Source organism: Marivivens aquimaris, assembly GCF_015220045.1.
GTDB classification, from domain to species: Bacteria; Pseudomonadota; Alphaproteobacteria; order Rhodobacterales; family Rhodobacteraceae; genus Marivivens; species Marivivens aquimaris.
Window position 1 is genome coordinate 2,985,503 of the sequence record NZ_JADBGB010000001.1, and the last position, 14,953, is coordinate 3,000,455.

Here is a 14,953-nt window from a genome sequence, read left to right on the forward strand (position 1 = left end):
GAATGACCATCGAGACAAACCAGACAGTTACCGCGCGGGAGCATATCCTACTGCGCTGGCTGAAGGCTGTTTTGTCATTCTGCGGTGATCTGGCCGAAACCACAGTCGTCAGGCTCGCTTTGATGGTCCTGATGGCGTGGCTGTACCTCGACGCCCCGGACCTCGACCTGTCGCTCATCGCGGTGCTGCATCACCGCTCGATCATCACCCATTCGCTGCTGCCCGCGCTCGTTTTCCTGATCTTCCGGAGAGAGGTCGGTGCCGCTCCGATGGCGGGCGCGATGATCGGAATCAGTGTGCACATGTCCTGCGATATGCTGTCGCCGATGGTGGGCTACGGGCAGATCTGGCTGCCTGCGCCGTTCAAAATACCGCTGGGGTTCTTCAGCTATTTCTGGATAGCGGGGAACGCGCTGGGCGGATACTTCATCGCATACCGCTTGATGCAACGATATCTCCCCCAAGGCTTCGGTAAGCCGGTGTTCATAGTCCTCGCTGGAGCGATGGGCGCCTATTACGGGATCGAGAACGAAGGCTATCTGGGCGCTGTCGTCATCGCCACGCTTGTCCCGCTGCTCGTCGTGATCCATGCGTGGCGAACCCGTCGCAAGGTCTAGCCAACCAGCCGGTCGTGCAGTTCCTGCATCGACATGACGATTTCTGCGCCGGTAGGCTCTAGTAACTCGCGGCCGCCGTGTTCGTTATAGCCGTAGAAGCGGGTACCGGCGTTCCGCGCAGCGCCTTCGCCCGCGACACTATCGTCGATCATGAACGTGCGCTCGGGCGCGGCTTTCGCCTGCTCCATCGCCATATGCAACATGCCGGGCTGGGGCTTCGGTGCGCCGCTGGTGTGGCCGGAGTACATGCGGCCATCGGCAAAGCGATCGAACAATCCGTGCGGGCCGAGCGTATGCTGCATCTTCTCGATCGCACCGTTTGACGCGATGGCGATGCGGGTGCCTTGCGCCTCCAGTGCGTCAAACAGCTCGACCACGCCAGCCGAGAGCGGAACGCCTTCGGCCAGAACTTCGAACATTTCCTCATAGACCTGAGCGCTCCAATCGTCGGGCAGGTCGAGGTCTTTCAGGCGTCCCGTGCGGTGGATTTCGTGGATGGTCTGGCCAACGAACAGCTCATGCACGTCCTCTGCCTGAATCTCCATGCCGTATTTGCGCAGGTGCTTCGCAATCACGGCGCAGGTCGGACCTTCACTGTCGACGATCACGCCGTCGCAGTCGAAAATAACAAGATCGGGGGTCATCAAATGCTTTCTAAAAATGTCACATGCGTATCCCCGTATCGCCGTTGATCGAGGACTTCGAAACCTTCGGGCGCAAGCTGGGGTGCGCTCTCTTCGAAAATGATGAGAGCTTCGTCCGCGATCCAGCCATTTGCCTTGGCATTGGTCAATGCTGTCATGCCGAGCCCCATGCCATACGGCGGGTCGAGGAACACGAGCGACGCAGGCGCGGCGGTGCAGGGGCCAAGCTTCGTCGCGTTCCGTGCGACGATAGCGGTGTCGGTCTGGCGCTTGCACTTTGCAATGTTCTCGCGGATCAGCTTCTGCGCAACGCGGCCATCGTCGACAAAGGTGACATGGCTTGCGCCGCGGCTGATCGCTTCGAGGCCGAGCGCGCCGGTGCCCGCGAACAGGTCCAGCACAACCGCATCGGTGATTGGATCGCCGAAACGGCCGCCCATCAGAACGTTGAACAGGCTTTCGCGCACGCGATCGGTGGTCGGGCGCAAATGTGCGCCCGGATCACCTTTGCCGACCGAGGCCAGAGCCAGTCCGCGATGTGCGCCGCCGATGATCCTCACGCGCGGAGCAGAGCCTTCATGTTCGTGTTCTCGTCGCAGAGGACAGCTGGCTCGACCGTCTTGCCCGCCTCGATCAGGCGCTTGGCGACCATGTAGTCTTTGGCGGCGTTCATGGCGTCACAAGCGATGAGCTTGCCGCCCTTGAAGTACCAGTGCACGCGGCTGTCGGGCGCATCCGAGAAGGTTTTGACGTGCACTTCGTCGTAGCCGAGGTTCAGGCCAGCAATCTGAAGTTTGGTGTCGTATTGGTCCGACCAGAACCACGGCTTCGGCGTGTAGGGGACGTTCTGGCCGAGCATGTTCTTGGCCACGACCTCAGCTTGGTCAATGGCGTTGCCAACGCTTTCGATGCGCAGGCGCTGGCCCTCGTAGGTGAGGTTCGCACAGTCGCCCGCAGCCCAGACGCCAGGCATGGAGGTCGCGCCATGAAGGTCCGTGTCGATGCCGTTGGAGCAGGCGATGCCCGAAGCATCTGCGAGGATCGTGTTCGGCAAAATGCCTACACCGGCAATGGCGAAATCGACGTCCAATTCCATGCCGTCGGTCAGGATCGCGCCAGTCACGCGATCGGTACCGGTCAGGCGGTTGAGCCCAACGCCTTCGATGATCTTCACGCCGTTGGCGGTATGCAGTTCGCGGAAATAATCGGAGGTCTGTTCACAAGCCACACGTTGCAGAATGCGCGGCGCCATTTCGATAACGGTGACGTTCAGGCCCTTCTTGGCCGCGACCGCCGCAGCCTCAAGGCCAATGTAGCCACCGCCGATAACCAGCAAATTGCGGCCGCTTTCGAACTCGTGTGCCATCAGGTCGACGTCCGCCAGATCGCGGACGGTGTAGAGGCTGTCCAGTTCGCCGCCGATTTCGCCGGGCAGGACGCGCGGGTACGATCCGGTGCAGAGCGCGAGCTCGTCGTATTTCATCTCCACCTCACCCTGCAGGATGATGGTCTTCTCTTCGGGGCGGAGCTCGACCACACGGGTTTCGAGCATCACGTCGATGTTGTTGTCGGCGTACCATTCCTCTGCGCGGAGCATCAGACGGTCGAGGCCCATCTCGCCCAGAAGGTACGCTTTGGAGAGGGGAGGGCGCTGGTAGGGATGCACAGGCTCTGCGCAGATAAGCGTGATTTTTCCGTCAAATCCCTCGGAGCGCAATTTTGCAACGAGCGAAGCCCCCGCTTGGCCGCCACCGACGACTACAAAATGCTGCATTTTCCCCTCCAATTTTTGTGTTCGTTGTCGCTCGAACCTATATCCTCGGTTCGAAGACATTCAATTCCGAACAGGGGAAAACTATGACGATTTCCGTTGGCGACAAACTACCCGAGGCAACTTTGTTGCGTATGGGCGCCGAAGGTCCCGAAAGCGTCGAGCTGTCGACGCTGACCAAAGGTAAAAAGACCGTAATCTTCGGTCTTCCGGGCGCTTACACCGGTACTTGCACCACCTCGCACGTCCCGAGCTTTATCAACGCCAAAGACGATTTGGCCGCCAAGGGCGTAGACGAGATCATCTGCGTTTCGGTCAACGATCCGTTCGTGATGGGCGCATGGGGCGAATCGACCGGTGCGTCGAATGCTGGCATTCAGATGCTCGGCGATCCGTCGGCTGCGTTTATCAAGGCGATCGGCCTCGATTTCACCGCGCCACCTGCCGGTCTCTATGACCGTTCGCAGCGTTTCGCGCTGTTCGCCGAAGACGGTGAAGTGAAGGTGCTGAACCTCGAAGATAATCCGGGTGTCTGCGACATCTCCGGCGGCGCTTCGATGGTCGAACAAATCTAACGAAAAAGCGGGGCCGTTTGGCCCCGCTTTCTTTTAGTCGGTCGGCTGTTCGTAAACAGTCCGCGTCGGGAACGGAATTTCGATCCCGTTGTCGTCCAGCGCTTCTTTCACCTTCCGCTTCATATCGGCCTGATACTGGAAGTAGTCCGCGGCGTTCACCCACACACGGCACAGAAAATCGACCGAGAAGTCGCCGAGGTTGTTCACCTGCAAGAACGGCTCGGGATCGGTGTGCGAACGCGGGTCGCTCATGATGGTGTCGCGGATCACCTGCTCGGCCTTTTTCAGATCGCTGTCGTAGCTGACGCCAAAGGTCCATTCGGCGCGGCGGGTCGGATTGACCGAGTAGTTGATGATCGTGTTACCCCAAACTTCGCTATTGGGAACGATGACGTGCACGTTGCTGAGGTTCGCGAGCTCTGTGTAGTTGAGCGAGATATTTTTCACCGTACCTACCGAGTCATTGATCTCCACGAAGTCGCCCATTTTGATCGGACGGAAGAGAATGATCATCACGCCTGCTGCGACGTTCGACAGCGTGCCTTGAAGCGCGAGGCCGATGGCAAGACCGGCAGCACCGAGAACGGCAACGATCGAGGTCGTCTGGATGCCGAAAGTGTTCAGCACGAATAGCGCGGCAAAGGTCAGGACGATGTAGCGCGCGATATCACCGAGGAAGTGGAACAGCGTATCGTCGAGCTGGCGGTGGGATTCACCGACCGCGATAATGCGGCGACGGACCCAGCCAGAAATAGCAAAGCCCAAGATGACGATGAGAATAATCGAAAGGATGTCACCGGCGAGGCCGGCGAGGAAATCGAGCGTCAGGTAGTCACCAACAGTGTTTCCGTTCCAAATTTCTGTATCAAGTAGCTGTTCCATCAAGTCCCTTTAGAGCATCAAATTTTTTGGCCAGTTTGACGTCTTTTTCCGTCAGGCCACCGGTGTCATGTGTGGTCAGTTTAACATTGACCGTCTTGTACACATTGGACCACTCGGGGTGGTGATCCCACTTTTCGGCCCAAATGGCCGCGCGCGTCATAAACCCGAAGGCTTCGACAAAGTTCCTGAATACATAGGTTTTGCAGACGGCTTTGCCCTCATCGCAGAGGTCCCAGCCCGCATTTGTCAGTTCGGTCGTATCCATCAATCCTGCTCTTCTACCGTTGTCTGCTTGAACGGGCCATAGCTCGTGAGAATTTCTATTTCCTCGTCCACCATCCGTTTTTCCTGAACGATAAAGTCCTCGACCGCCTGCCGGAAACGGCTATCGGCAATCCAGTGGAGAGAGTGGGTTTCGTGCGGCAGGTACCCGCGCGCCAGTTTGTGTTCGCCCTGCGCGCCTGCCTCGACGCGTAGCCCGTGGGCAATGGCGTAGTCGATGGCCTGATAATAGCAGAGCTCGAAGTGCAGGCAGGGGAAAAACTCCGTACAGCCCCAGTAGCGCCCAAAGATGGTTTCGGAACCGATGAAGTTCAGCGCACCCGCCACATAGCGGCCGTCGAGAACGGCAAGCACCAGGAGCACGTCATCGCGCATGGTTTCCTGCACGAGGTCGAAGAACGCGCGGGTGAGATAGGGCGAGCCCCATTTGCGGCTGCCGGTGTCCTGATAGAACCGCCAGAACGCATCCCAGTGTTCGGGTCTCAGATCATCACCCGTGAGGTGGATGATCTCGCCACCGAATGCCTGCGCCTGCTGGCGTTCCTTGCGGATCGTTTTGCGCTTACGGCTCGAAAGTTCGGCAAGGAAATCATCGAAGGTCTCGTACCCTCGGTTTTCCCAGTGGAATTGCTGACCCGTCCGGTGGAGGAGGCCGAGCGCTTCGCCCGCAATGGCTTCCGCTTCGGTGCAGAACGTCACATGGAGCGATGATAGCCCGTTGTTCGCGGTGACCTCGACAGCGCCCTGCACTAGCGCGGCAAGCCCCTCCGCCTCGAACCCTGCGCGGGTGAGGAAGCGGCGGCCTGTCGCGGGGGTGAATGGCGCGGCGATCTGGAACTTGGGATAGTATTCGCCGCCCGCACGTTCGTAGGCATGGGCCCAAGAGTGGTCGAAAACGTATTCGCCTTGGCTGTGACCCTTGGCGAACAGCGGCGCCACGCCGATGATCTGCCCGCCCTTGTGAACCGAGAGATAGAGCGGCTGCCAACCAGTGCGCGGCCCGACGGAGCCGCTCTGCTCTAGCGCGGACAGAAAGCGGTGCGTGGTGAAGGGATCGAGTGGCCGCTCACCCGTCGCCAATGCGCAGGCGTCCCACACTTCGGCAGGGATTTCCGCGATGCTGTCGTGGGTTCTGACTTCTAGCGCTTCGGTCATACGGGCAATGGTGTGTGCCAGCACCGAATGGTCAAGCGCGATAACCCTCGAAGGTCACATTATCTGCAATCTCTCGTGCAGCTTTTTCAGCCTCAGCCGAACGAATAGTCCAACAAAGAATATTCGCGCCGCCAGCTTTCAACTCTGCGATGCGCAGATCGGCCAGATCGGTGTGCTGGTGGCTGACAAAGCAAGAGCCGGTGCGCTCGTAATCGGGAATACCGCGGAGCGCATCACGGGTTGCCGCTGAGATCGTCGGCCAATCTTCGGCGGCGTAGTTGCAGGTCGTCAGGCCTCGGGGCACTTCGGGCAGAAGCTCTGCCATCTTGGCTATGGAGTGCGGGTTGAACGACATCAGAGCGACGGGGCCGGTGTAGCCTTTCAGCACAGCGGCGGTCGCTTCTTCCAGCGCACCCACGTTCGGCCCGAGTGCGCCGTCCTGATCCTTGATCTCGATGAGCAGAGGAACTTTGCCGTCCACCGCCTCAAGCACCTCTGCCAAGGTCGGGACGCCTTCATCGCCGCCCAGCAGGGTCATTTGCCCAAGCTCGGCAGCAGAGCGCTGGGCAATGGGGCCGTTTTCGCCTGTCAGTCGGGTGAGGCTATAGTCGTGGAAAACCATAGCCACACCGTCCTTGGACAGTTGGAGGTCGATTTCGATCCCGTAGCCTTCAGCGACGGCTGCACGGATGGCGGCCAGACTGTTTTCGGGTCGGCCCGCAGCCTTGTCGTGGAAGGCACGGTGGGCAATCGGGCAGTCGATGAAGCTACGGGGAAGCATTATTCGATCTCGAAAATACCGTCGATTTCGACCGCAACGCCAAGCGGCAGTGCTGCAACGCCGACGGCGGAACGTGCATGACGGCCTTTGTCACCCAGAGCTTCGACGAGGAAATCCGACGCGCCGTTGATGACTTTCGGCTGTTCGTGGAAGTCATGCGCCGAGGCAACAAAGCCGTTCAGCTTCACAACGCGCTTCAGGCGGTCGAGGTCGCCGTCACATGCTGCCTTGAGCTGGGCAAGCAAGCTGATGGCGCATTGCTTGGCCGCCGAAGCGCCAGCATCTGCGTCCATCGTGTCGCCGAGACGGCCTTTGACCAGACCGTTGGCGTCCTGCGAAATTTGGCCCGAGATGTGAACCAGATTGCCGCTGATGACGAACGGCACATAGTTGGCGGCCGGAGCCGGAGCTTCGGGCAGGTGGATGCCCAATTCGGTAAGTTTCTTTTCGATAGCAGACATTGTTTATCCCTGTGTCCGATGGCGTCCTGTTGTTCAGAATTCGCGGAAAGAATGCGTGAAGAAATCTGTAAGCGGCTTTGTCAAAAACGCCATAGGGCTGCGCTCTCCCGTCCTGATGAATGCTTCGACAGGCATACCTGGGACGATAACGCTTCCTTCGGGCAGTCGTTCGGCTTCCCCATCGTTGAGCACGATTTCGATACGGTAGTATGACATCCGGCTGGCTTCGTCTTCGAAAGCATCGGCCGAAATGGTGACGACATGGCCGTAGAGTTCAGGCGTCTGACGTTGGTCAAAGGCGGAGAAGCGCAGGGTCACTTCTTGATCGGTGCGTACAAGGTCGATGTCGCGCGTGAAAATCCGCGAGCTGATGACCAGCGGACGGTCCTGCGGCACAATAAAGAGCAGCGGTTCCGCGGGCTGAATGACGGCGGCTTCGGAAAAGATGGTCAGGCCGTAGACCACACCCGCGACGGGCGCTCGGATATCGAGGCGGTCGAGACGTGCGGCCAGCGTGCGGCGACGTTCGCGTAGTTCCAGTTCGACCGGTTGCAGTTCGCGGAGTTGCGAGATGGCTTCCTCGCGGCGGGTCGTCTCGATGCCGAGGATCGCGAGTTCGATTTCGGTAATGCGCCCCTCGGATTGGGCGATGCCTGCGGTCAGTTCACCCTGACGCCCCTCAAGGTTCGCCTGCTCCCGTTGGAGCGCAAGGACACGGGTCGCTTGGGCAAGGCCGCGATCAAGAAGCTGCTGTTGGTCGGCGAGTTCGGATTCGATCAATTCAAGCTGGGTGAGTAGCGATACCTGCTGCGCCTCGATGCCTTTGATCTGTTCCTGCGTCTGTTCAATCCGGCGGCGGTACTGTTCGATCTGGGTATCGGCGGAGGCGCGGCGCGCGTCGAACAGGCTGGCTTGGCCGTTCATCAGCGCGACAGCAGAGTCGCCTCCTTCGTCAGTGAGAAATGCGTCGAAGGTGACGTCGTCCGTGTTGTCACGTTCCGCTTCGAGGCGATTGCGGCGGGCGATAAGCTCGAATAGCTGCCCTTCGATAACTGCCAGTTCGCTGCGCAACTCGTCGGCATCAAGCTGGATGAGCAACTGGCCTTCTGTGACGGTTTCGCCTTCGTCGACGAGGATCGCGTCGACGACACCGCCATATGGGTGCTGCACGACCTGACGGTTGCGATCAACCTCGACACGGCCCGGCGCGATGACCGCCCCGCTGAGTTGGGCAAAGGTCGCCCATGCCATAAACCCGCCGAACAGAATGACGACCGAGAACAGACCCAGCATCACGAGCGGACGGACGGACCACTTTTCTTGGCTCATGACACGCCTCCCGGGCCGGATTTGTCGATAATCTCTTGGTGGTTGCGGGTCACGCTGCGCAGGACTTCATCCTTGGGTCCGAATGCGCGAACCTGTCCGCCTTCGATCATCATCAGCATGTCGCATTCCTGAATGGCTGCAGGGCGGTGGGCCATGATCATGACGCAGCGGCCTTCGGATTTGAACGTGCGGATCGCCTCGTTCAGCGCGACGGAGCCTTCGTTGTCGAGGTTCGAATTCGGTTCATCGAGGACCAGAATGACCGGATCGCCATACATCGCACGGGCCAGACCGATACGCTGGATCTGACCGCCTGACAGGCGACCGCCCAGAGCAGAAACGCGGGTGTCGTAACCATCGGGGAGCTTCAGAATCATCTCGTGCGCGGCGGCACGCTTGGCAGCTTTGATCACAGCGGCGTCGTCCGGTGTCGGAGACATGCGGGCGATGTTTTCCTTGATCGTCCCATCGAGCAGTTGCACCCGCTGCGGCAGGTATCCGATGTGCGATCCCAGAACGTCAGGCTCGTACTGATCAAGCGACGCGCCATCAAGGCGGATCTTCCCGCCCGCCGGACGCCAGACGCCGGTCACGGCCTTGGCCAGTGTCGATTTGCCCGCACCGGACGGACCGATGACACCAACGGCGTTGCCTGGCTCCAGACGGAAGTTCGCCATGCGCAGCGAAGCCTGTGCCTCGCCCGGCGGGACAATGGTCACAGATTGCGCATCGAGGATCGCGCGCGGCTTGGGCAGCTCGGTACGCGGTTGTTCGACTGGAACTTCGCTCAACAGGACAGACAGGTTGCGCCAGCCTTCGCGAGCGCGGACGACGTTGGCCCACTGACCGATAATCTGCTCAATCGGGGCGAGCGCGCGGCCCAGCAGGATCGAACCTGCGATCATGGCGCCTGCCGACATCAAACCTTGCAACGCGAGGTAAGCACCGAGGCCGAGCATCGCGGACTGCAGGAAAAGACGGAGCGCCTTGGATAGCGACGAGAACGTGCCGCCCTTATCGGCCGCGCTGATTGTTGCGGCGAGCGACTCCTCGCGCAGTGTTTTCCAGCGGGCGAAGGTCGAATTGCGCATCCCCAGCGACTGCACCATTTCGGCTTCGGACCGGATGAGCTGTCCCATCGCCTCGGAAGCTTGGGTCTGGCGGTTGGCGTTCTCCAGCGGAACTTTGGTCGAAAGCTGGTTCGCGATGGTTATCATGATAAGCACAAACGCGCCGACCAGAGCGAGGTAGCCGAGGTAGGGGTGGAAAATGAAGATGCCAGCGAAGAAGATCGGCATGAACGGCAGATCGAACGCCGACATCAGGGCGGGCGAGATGATGAACCGCTGAATTGATTCGAGGTCGCGCAAACCACTGGCCGCTTGGGGGATGGCCTTGTTGATCGAATGCGCGCGGAGCGATGCTTCGAACACGCGCCGATCAAGCCGGGACTGGAAGCGGGCACCGACACGGCCCATAACGCGGCCACGGACGTAATCGGTCAGTGCCATGCACAAGTAGAGATAACCGACGAGCACCGTCAGGGCGACGAGCGTCTGGACAGAGCCCGAACCCATCACACGGTCGTAAACGTTCATCATGTAAAGAGGACCGGTCAGCATCAGGATGTTCACCACGAAACTGAAAACGGCCACTAACCAGTACAGACCGCGACTCTCCTTGCGAGCGGCGACAAGCTCTGCTTCGCCGCGCTGGGTGCTTTGGGGTCTCATTCGTCGTATTGTCCCTTGGTGCGTCCGAGTTGCGACATCCTCGCCGCTCGCGCAATCGTTCTATTCTAATCCGGCCAATTTACCGCTAGGACCGTTATGCAGCGCGTATGCTTCCCAAACAAGACAGTCGGGTGACAGCGCAACCTCTGGCGGCACGGAAACCACAGGATCAGTCCCTTTGAAACCAGTATTTGTAAGCCTTCCCGTTCTCATTGCGCTCGGTGCCTGTTCGGTTGCGCCCGAGGGGCAATCGATCCACGACCCGTATGAACAGACAAACCGTCAGATCCACGAATTCAACGTCGGGTTGGATCGCGCGCTTCTGCGTCCTGCAAGCCAGGCTGCCAATACGCTGCCCGATGGCGTCACCCAGACCGTGACGAACTTTGCCGACAACGTCTCGCTGCCGGGCCTCATTGCGAACGGTATCCTTCAGGGCGACATCAAAGGCGCGAGCACGAACACCTTCCGCTTTGTCATCAACTCGACCGTCGGTTTCTACGGTCTGTTCGACGTTGCGGACATCATCGGCCTCTACGAAGAAGACACCGATTTCGGCGAGACTCTCGCCGTTTGGGGCGTGCCCGAAGGAGCCTATGTCGAGCTACCAGTCCTGGGCCCGTCGACCGAGCGTGATGCCGTCGGCGAAATCGTCGATATGCTCTACGATCCGCTCGGCAATTGGGTGACCGACGAACAATTAGCATACGGAACTGCCGCGAATGTGGCCGATAAGATCATCACGCGCGGTGCTTTCGGAAATTCTGTCGACTCGGTTTTGTATGACAGTGCAGATGGTTACGCCCAAGCACGACTTCTTTACCTTGAAAATCGTCGATACGAGTTGGGCCAAGAGCAGTCTGACGCCTATATAGATCCTTACGCAGACCCGTATTTCGATCCCTACGAGGACCAGTAATGACCTTCGCGCTCAACCGCCGCACGTTTATCACTCTCGCCGGAGCAGCAGCTCTGCTCCCTGCCAGCGCCTTTGCGCTCAGCAGCGATCAGGCCCGTCAGCTGGTCGACGCCCTTGTGGCCGAGATCAACGCGACTATCGCTTCGGGTAAGTCCGAGAGCGCGATGATTCAGGACTTTGCCGGCATCTTTGACCGCTACGCCGACGTGCCGATCATCGCACGTACCGCGATGGGCGTAGACTGGCGCCGTGCGTCGGCCGACCAGCAGAAGCGCTTTACCGAAGCATTCAAAGGCTACGCTGCCCGCAAGTACGGTGGCCGCTTCCGCGAATTTGTCGGTGGCCGTATCGAAGTGCGTGACGTTGTGACCGTGCCGAATGGTGTCGAAGTCCGCGCGATGGCGATTCTGCCGGGGCAGGCTCCGTTCGAAGTCAGCTTTGTCATCTCCGATGGCTCGGGCAGCCCACGCTTCATCAACCTCTTCATTGAGGGTGTGAACATGATCACGTCCGAGCGGACCGAGATCGGCGCGATGCTGGACCGCCAGCGCGGCGATATCGATGCGATGATTGCCGACCTGCAAAAAGCGTCCTGATGCTCAAGCAGGTCGTTTTTCTGACTTTCCTTCCCGTCGTGGCGTTCGCCGAAGGCTATGACGGGACTTACCGCCAGACGGCCAACTCGGAATGCGGATTGGTCGGTGTCGACGGCGGGGCGCTCCAGATCAAGGACGGCATCTTTTACGGTGTCGGGATGGAGTGCCGCATGACCGATCCGGTCGAAGTCGATAACATGTCGGCGACTCTCTACGTCATGGAATGCTCGGGCGAGGACGAACAGTGGTCCGAGCGCGCGTTCGTCATGAACGCAGCCGAGAACGAAGGTCTCATCATGGCATGGGACGGCTATGCCTTCCGGTACGAACGCTGCACCGACCCTGACGCGGTTGTCGAAGCGGCGACGGAGGTCGAAATCCCCGACGACGCGGAAGTCACCGAAGTCTCGGCAGAAGCAGAATGAAAAGGCGCCCGATGGGCGCCTTTCTTGTTTAGCGTTGCAGTTCTCTCAGGATCAGATTGATCAGGTTCTCCGCTTCGGCGTCCGACATGACGGGACCAGCAGGTTCGCTGCTCGGCGCAATGGTCGGGAGGGGCAGCGGCACCATGTCTTCGAGCACGCGCACCATCGTCTCGTGCCAGATTTCAGCGGGCAGGCTGCCGCCAGTGACACCAGACATGGGGGTGTTGTCGTCGTAGCCCATCCAGACACCGGTCACATAGTCAGCGGTGAAGCCGATGAACCATGCATCGCGCAGCGCCTGCGTCGTGCCCGACTTACCCGCGATCTGCCAACCGTCGATACGGGCGCGCTGACCCGTGCCGTGTTCGACGACCTGCGTCATCATCCACGTCAGTTTGCGGGCATTTTCTTCGCGGATCACACGCTCGCCAATGCCGCCACCCGAGCCCATAAGGGGGGTGTCGTCACGGCGCAGACGCAGTTCGTTCATGCCGTAAGGCGTTACCGACGAACCGCCGTTCAGGATGCCAGCGTAGGCGCCAGTCATTTCCAGCGGGGTCGACTCCGATACGCCGAGCGCGAGGGCGGGGCCCTGCGCCAGTTCGGCGGAGAGGCCGAAACCGTTGGCGACCGAGCGCACCGCTTCGCGGCCAACCGACTCCGACAGAAGGATCGTCGGGATGTTGCGGCTTTCCTGAAGTGCTTGGGTCAGCGTGATCGGGCCCTTGAACTGGCGGTCGTAGTTCTGCGGACACCATTCACCCGAGCCTGCGATATTCATGCACATTGGGGCGTCATTGATGATCTCCATTGGACGGTGGCCAAGCTCGAGCGCGGCGGCAAAGACGAACGGCTTGAAAAGTGAGCCCGTCTGGCGGAGCGCTTGAGTCGCGCGGTTGAACGAACCGCCCGAGGTCAATTCCCGCCCGCCGACCATGGCGCGGACCGCGCCGTCAGCCGACATGACAACAATAGCTGCCTGCGCGTTGGAGCCTTCCTTGACCTTGTTCTCGAAAATCCAAGCGAGCGCATCTTCGGCGGCTTGCTGGATTTTGGGATCGAAGGTTGTGCTGATGATCACGTCCTCGGTGGTGTCGTCGGTGAAATACGATGGGCCGGAGTCCATCACCCAGTCCGCGAAATAGCCGCCCTCGCGTCCGCGCGCGTTCGATACGATCTGCGCGGGGTTGTTCAGCGCGTCCTGCGCCTGCGCGGCGGTGATGTAGCCCTGATCTTCCATCAGGCCGACAACCACGCTCGCGCGGTCCCACGACCGCTGGAGGTTCGAGGTCGGCGCATAGGACGACGGCGCTTTCAGAAGACCGGCCAGCAGAGCGGCTTGGGCAGGGTTCACTTCGGAAGATGATACGCCGAAGTAGCGCTGCGAAGCGGCCTCGAACCCACGCGTACCTGCGCCGAGGTAGGCGCGGTTGAGGTAGATCGTAAGGATCTCGTCCTTGGTGTACTTCAGCTCCATCGACATCGCGTAGACGGCTTCGGTGACTTTGCGCCAAAGCGTAGTCTGGCGGCAGTCGGCCTCATATGCGGCTTCGCTGTCCCAGATAGTGCGGTCGAACGGCTGACCCTGACAGAGCAGCTTTGCGGTCTGCTGAGTAATGGTCGAGCCGCCGGAGCCGGACAGCGGACCATTGCCGGAGCGCAGGTTCGACCGGATCGCACCAAGCACGCCGCGCGGCGAGACGCCGAAGTGACTATAGAAGCGCTTGTCCTCGGTCGCGACGACGGCATTGCGCAGGTTGGGCGATACGCTTTCCGCGGTAATCATCCCCGCGAACTGGTCGCCGCGCCATGCGAACTCGCGTCCGTTGCGGTCCAGCATCGTGACAGAGCCGCGCGCACGTCCGTCGATCAACTCTGCCATATCGGGCAAGGTGGTCGACTTGTACCAGACAGCCCCCGCGATGATCAGCGCAACGATAGCGCCGCCGCGCCAGATGATGCCCCAGATCAAACGGAGGATGCCACCGAAGAGAGCGAGGATCATCCCGATCGGGCCGCGACGCTTGCGCGGGGCGGGTGAACGGCGCTTCTTGGGCGACTTCTTCTTTGGCTCGGGCTTCTTCGCTGTCTGCTCCGCGCGCCTGCTATACCGGTTATCAGCCACCAACGGCGGCCGGTTCTTGCCGGATTTGCTCATGTGCTGCTCGTCTGCGTTGTTGTTTTGAGGCGAGTCTATCTGGTGCCGCTAGAATTGTAGAGAGCGAAGATTTGCCTGCTTTTGAGTTTTCTTACGGTTCAATTTTTGGGCAAAACGCACAAAATGTAGAAATTTTAGGCAGTATTGACCTGCCAGCGCGGCTCTCCATCCCGTGATTGCTTGAGAAAACGGCATGTGTGGCGCCTCCATGTCTCCACGTACGCCGGTTAACGGACGTCGAGATATAACTCTCAAGGGGAAGAACGTGAAACTCATCATTGCTACTATCAAGCCGTTCAAGCTCGAGGAGGTCCGTGAGGCTGTGACCGCCATGGGCGTACGGGGAATGATGGTGACCGAGATCAAGGGCTTCGGCTCGCAGTCGGGTCACACCGAAATCTATCGCGGCGCTGAATACGCTGTGAACTTTGTTCCGAAAGTGAAGCTCGAGATCGTGGTGCCTGACAGCATGGCAGACCAGCTGGTTTCGACCATCGCCACCACCGCCAAGACCGACAAGATCGGCGACGGCAAGATCTTCATTCTGGACGTCGAAGGCGCTGTTCGTGTGCGTACCGGCGAAACGAACGACGACGCTCTTTAAGACGCTCGATTGGGAAACGAA

The 14,953-nt window shown here is 59.9% G+C and carries 17 protein-coding genes; 6 read left to right on the forward strand and 11 right to left on the reverse strand.

Annotated features, from left to right (window positions below):
* Positions 1-2: 2 nt before the first annotated feature.
* Positions 3-617: a hypothetical protein gene (locus IF204_RS14750; RefSeq protein ID WP_194097840.1), complete on the forward strand. Its 615-nt coding sequence runs from the start codon at positions 3-5 to the stop codon at positions 615-617.
* Here the strand turns inward: IF204_RS14750 and IF204_RS14755 are convergent.
* Genes IF204_RS14755 through IF204_RS14765 form a run of 3 tightly spaced genes read right to left on the reverse strand, consistent with a single transcriptional unit; the run spans position 614 to position 3,035 of the window.
* On the reverse strand, positions 614-1,261 hold the full coding sequence (locus IF204_RS14755) for an HAD family hydrolase (protein WP_194097841.1): 648 nt from the start codon (positions 1,259-1,261) through the stop codon (positions 614-616). The genes IF204_RS14750 and IF204_RS14755 overlap by 4 nt on opposite strands.
* The gene (gene rsmD / locus IF204_RS14760) at positions 1,261-1,821 is read right to left on the reverse strand and encodes a 16S rRNA (guanine(966)-N(2))-methyltransferase RsmD (RefSeq protein WP_194097842.1); all 561 of its coding nucleotides are present in this window, start codon (positions 1,819-1,821) and stop codon (positions 1,261-1,263) included. The genes IF204_RS14755 and rsmD overlap by 1 nt, the downstream gene beginning before the upstream one ends.
* A complete protein-coding gene (locus IF204_RS14765) occupies positions 1,818-3,035 on the reverse strand; it encodes an NAD(P)/FAD-dependent oxidoreductase (RefSeq protein ID WP_194097843.1) in 1,218 nt (405 codons plus the stop codon). The genes rsmD and IF204_RS14765 overlap by 4 nt, the downstream gene beginning before the upstream one ends.
* Before the next feature lie 83 nt (positions 3,036-3,118).
* Between IF204_RS14765 and IF204_RS14770 the strand changes: the two genes are divergently transcribed.
* Positions 3,119-3,607 (forward strand): peroxiredoxin, encoded by a 489-nt coding sequence (locus tag IF204_RS14770; protein WP_194097844.1) that lies wholly within the window; start codon positions 3,119-3,121, stop codon positions 3,605-3,607.
* Between the two features lie 33 nt (positions 3,608-3,640).
* Here IF204_RS14770 and IF204_RS14775 read toward each other — a convergent pair whose 3' ends face one another.
* Genes IF204_RS14775 through IF204_RS14805 form a run of 7 tightly spaced genes read right to left on the reverse strand, consistent with a single transcriptional unit; the run spans position 3,641 to position 10,230 of the window.
* Complete coding sequence (locus tag IF204_RS14775) at positions 3,641-4,489, reverse strand: mechanosensitive ion channel family protein (RefSeq protein WP_194097845.1); 849 nt, start codon at positions 4,487-4,489, stop codon at positions 3,641-3,643.
* Entirely contained in the window at positions 4,473-4,754 is a 282-nt protein-coding gene (locus IF204_RS14780) for a 4a-hydroxytetrahydrobiopterin dehydratase (protein WP_194097846.1), read from the reverse strand. The genes IF204_RS14775 and IF204_RS14780 overlap by 17 nt, the downstream gene beginning before the upstream one ends.
* Positions 4,754-5,926, reverse strand: a complete 1,173-nt coding sequence (locus IF204_RS14785; protein WP_194098245.1) for a GNAT family N-acetyltransferase — start codon at positions 5,924-5,926, stop codon at positions 4,754-4,756. Before IF204_RS14785 ends, IF204_RS14780 begins: the two co-directional genes overlap by 1 nt.
* 31 nt (positions 5,927-5,957) lie before the next feature.
* Positions 5,958-6,707: a glycerophosphodiester phosphodiesterase family protein gene (locus IF204_RS14790; RefSeq protein ID WP_194097847.1), complete on the reverse strand. Its 750-nt coding sequence runs from the start codon at positions 6,705-6,707 to the stop codon at positions 5,958-5,960.
* On the reverse strand, positions 6,707-7,168 hold the full coding sequence (locus tag IF204_RS14795; protein WP_194097848.1) for a RidA family protein: 462 nt from the start codon (positions 7,166-7,168) through the stop codon (positions 6,707-6,709). Before IF204_RS14795 ends, IF204_RS14790 begins: the two co-directional genes overlap by 1 nt.
* A gap of 33 nt (positions 7,169-7,201) precedes the next feature.
* On the reverse strand, positions 7,202-8,497 hold the full coding sequence (locus IF204_RS14800; RefSeq protein WP_194097849.1) for an HlyD family type I secretion periplasmic adaptor subunit: 1,296 nt from the start codon (positions 8,495-8,497) through the stop codon (positions 7,202-7,204).
* Positions 8,494-10,230 carry a type I secretion system permease/ATPase gene (locus IF204_RS14805; RefSeq protein WP_194097850.1) on the reverse strand — a complete coding sequence of 579 codons (1,737 nt, stop codon included), beginning with the start codon at positions 10,228-10,230 and terminating at the stop codon, positions 8,494-8,496. The genes IF204_RS14800 and IF204_RS14805 overlap by 4 nt, the downstream gene beginning before the upstream one ends.
* A 178-nt stretch (positions 10,231-10,408) precedes the next feature.
* On the opposite strand from IF204_RS14805, the gene IF204_RS14810 reads away from it, so the two are divergent.
* From IF204_RS14810 to IF204_RS14820, 3 genes are read left to right on the forward strand one after another with little or no spacing between them, the layout of a single operon-like run.
* Positions 10,409-11,149 carry an MlaA family lipoprotein gene (locus IF204_RS14810; RefSeq protein ID WP_228069221.1) on the forward strand — a complete coding sequence of 247 codons (741 nt, stop codon included), beginning with the start codon at positions 10,409-10,411 and terminating at the stop codon, positions 11,147-11,149.
* Complete coding sequence (locus IF204_RS14815; RefSeq protein ID WP_167636697.1) at positions 11,149-11,745, forward strand: MlaC/ttg2D family ABC transporter substrate-binding protein; 597 nt, start codon at positions 11,149-11,151, stop codon at positions 11,743-11,745. Before IF204_RS14810 ends, IF204_RS14815 begins: the two co-directional genes overlap by 1 nt.
* Complete coding sequence (locus IF204_RS14820; protein ID WP_228069223.1) at positions 11,745-12,170, forward strand: hypothetical protein; 426 nt, start codon at positions 11,745-11,747, stop codon at positions 12,168-12,170. The genes IF204_RS14815 and IF204_RS14820 overlap by 1 nt, the downstream gene beginning before the upstream one ends.
* Before the next feature lie 28 nt (positions 12,171-12,198).
* Here IF204_RS14820 and IF204_RS14825 read toward each other — a convergent pair whose 3' ends face one another.
* Positions 12,199-14,328 carry a transglycosylase domain-containing protein gene (locus IF204_RS14825; RefSeq protein WP_194097852.1) on the reverse strand — a complete coding sequence of 710 codons (2,130 nt, stop codon included), beginning with the start codon at positions 14,326-14,328 and terminating at the stop codon, positions 12,199-12,201.
* Between the two features lie 265 nt (positions 14,329-14,593).
* Between IF204_RS14825 and IF204_RS14830 the strand changes: the two genes are divergently transcribed.
* Entirely contained in the window at positions 14,594-14,932 is a 339-nt protein-coding gene (locus tag IF204_RS14830; protein ID WP_167636701.1) for a P-II family nitrogen regulator, read from the forward strand.
* The last annotated feature ends 21 nt before the right edge of the window (positions 14,933-14,953 follow it).

What these genes read in the sequence shown, in the direction of transcription:
- IF204_RS14750 (WP_194097840.1), top strand. Translation starts at nt 3, where the DNA reads ATGACCATCGAGACAAACCAGACAGTTACCGCGCGGGAGCATATCCTA.
- IF204_RS14755 (WP_194097841.1), bottom strand. Translation starts at nt 1,261, where the DNA reads ATGACCCCCGATCTTGTTATTTTCGACTGCGACGGCGTGATCGTCGAC.
- IF204_RS14765 (WP_194097843.1), bottom strand. Translation starts at nt 3,035, where the DNA reads ATGCAGCATTTTGTAGTCGTCGGTGGCGGCCAAGCGGGGGCTTCGCTC.
- IF204_RS14770 (WP_194097844.1), top strand. Translation starts at nt 3,119, where the DNA reads ATGACGATTTCCGTTGGCGACAAACTACCCGAGGCAACTTTGTTGCGT.
- IF204_RS14775 (WP_194097845.1), bottom strand. Translation starts at nt 4,489, where the DNA reads ATGGAACAGCTACTTGATACAGAAATTTGGAACGGAAACACTGTTGGT.
- IF204_RS14780 (WP_194097846.1), bottom strand. Translation starts at nt 4,754, where the DNA reads ATGGATACGACCGAACTGACAAATGCGGGCTGGGACCTCTGCGATGAG.
- IF204_RS14785 (WP_194098245.1), bottom strand. Translation starts at nt 5,926, where the DNA reads ATGACCGAAGCGCTAGAAGTCAGAACCCACGACAGCATCGCGGAAATC.
- IF204_RS14790 (WP_194097847.1), bottom strand. Translation starts at nt 6,707, where the DNA reads ATGCTTCCCCGTAGCTTCATCGACTGCCCGATTGCCCACCGTGCCTTC.
- IF204_RS14795 (WP_194097848.1), bottom strand. Translation starts at nt 7,168, where the DNA reads ATGTCTGCTATCGAAAAGAAACTTACCGAATTGGGCATCCACCTGCCC.
- IF204_RS14800 (WP_194097849.1), bottom strand. Translation starts at nt 8,497, where the DNA reads ATGAGCCAAGAAAAGTGGTCCGTCCGTCCGCTCGTGATGCTGGGTCTG.
- IF204_RS14805 (WP_194097850.1), bottom strand. Translation starts at nt 10,230, where the DNA reads ATGAGACCCCAAAGCACCCAGCGCGGCGAAGCAGAGCTTGTCGCCGCT.
- IF204_RS14815 (WP_167636697.1), top strand. Translation starts at nt 11,149, where the DNA reads ATGACCTTCGCGCTCAACCGCCGCACGTTTATCACTCTCGCCGGAGCA.
- IF204_RS14820 (WP_228069223.1), top strand. Translation starts at nt 11,745, where the DNA reads ATGCTCAAGCAGGTCGTTTTTCTGACTTTCCTTCCCGTCGTGGCGTTC.
- IF204_RS14825 (WP_194097852.1), bottom strand. Translation starts at nt 14,328, where the DNA reads ATGAGCAAATCCGGCAAGAACCGGCCGCCGTTGGTGGCTGATAACCGG.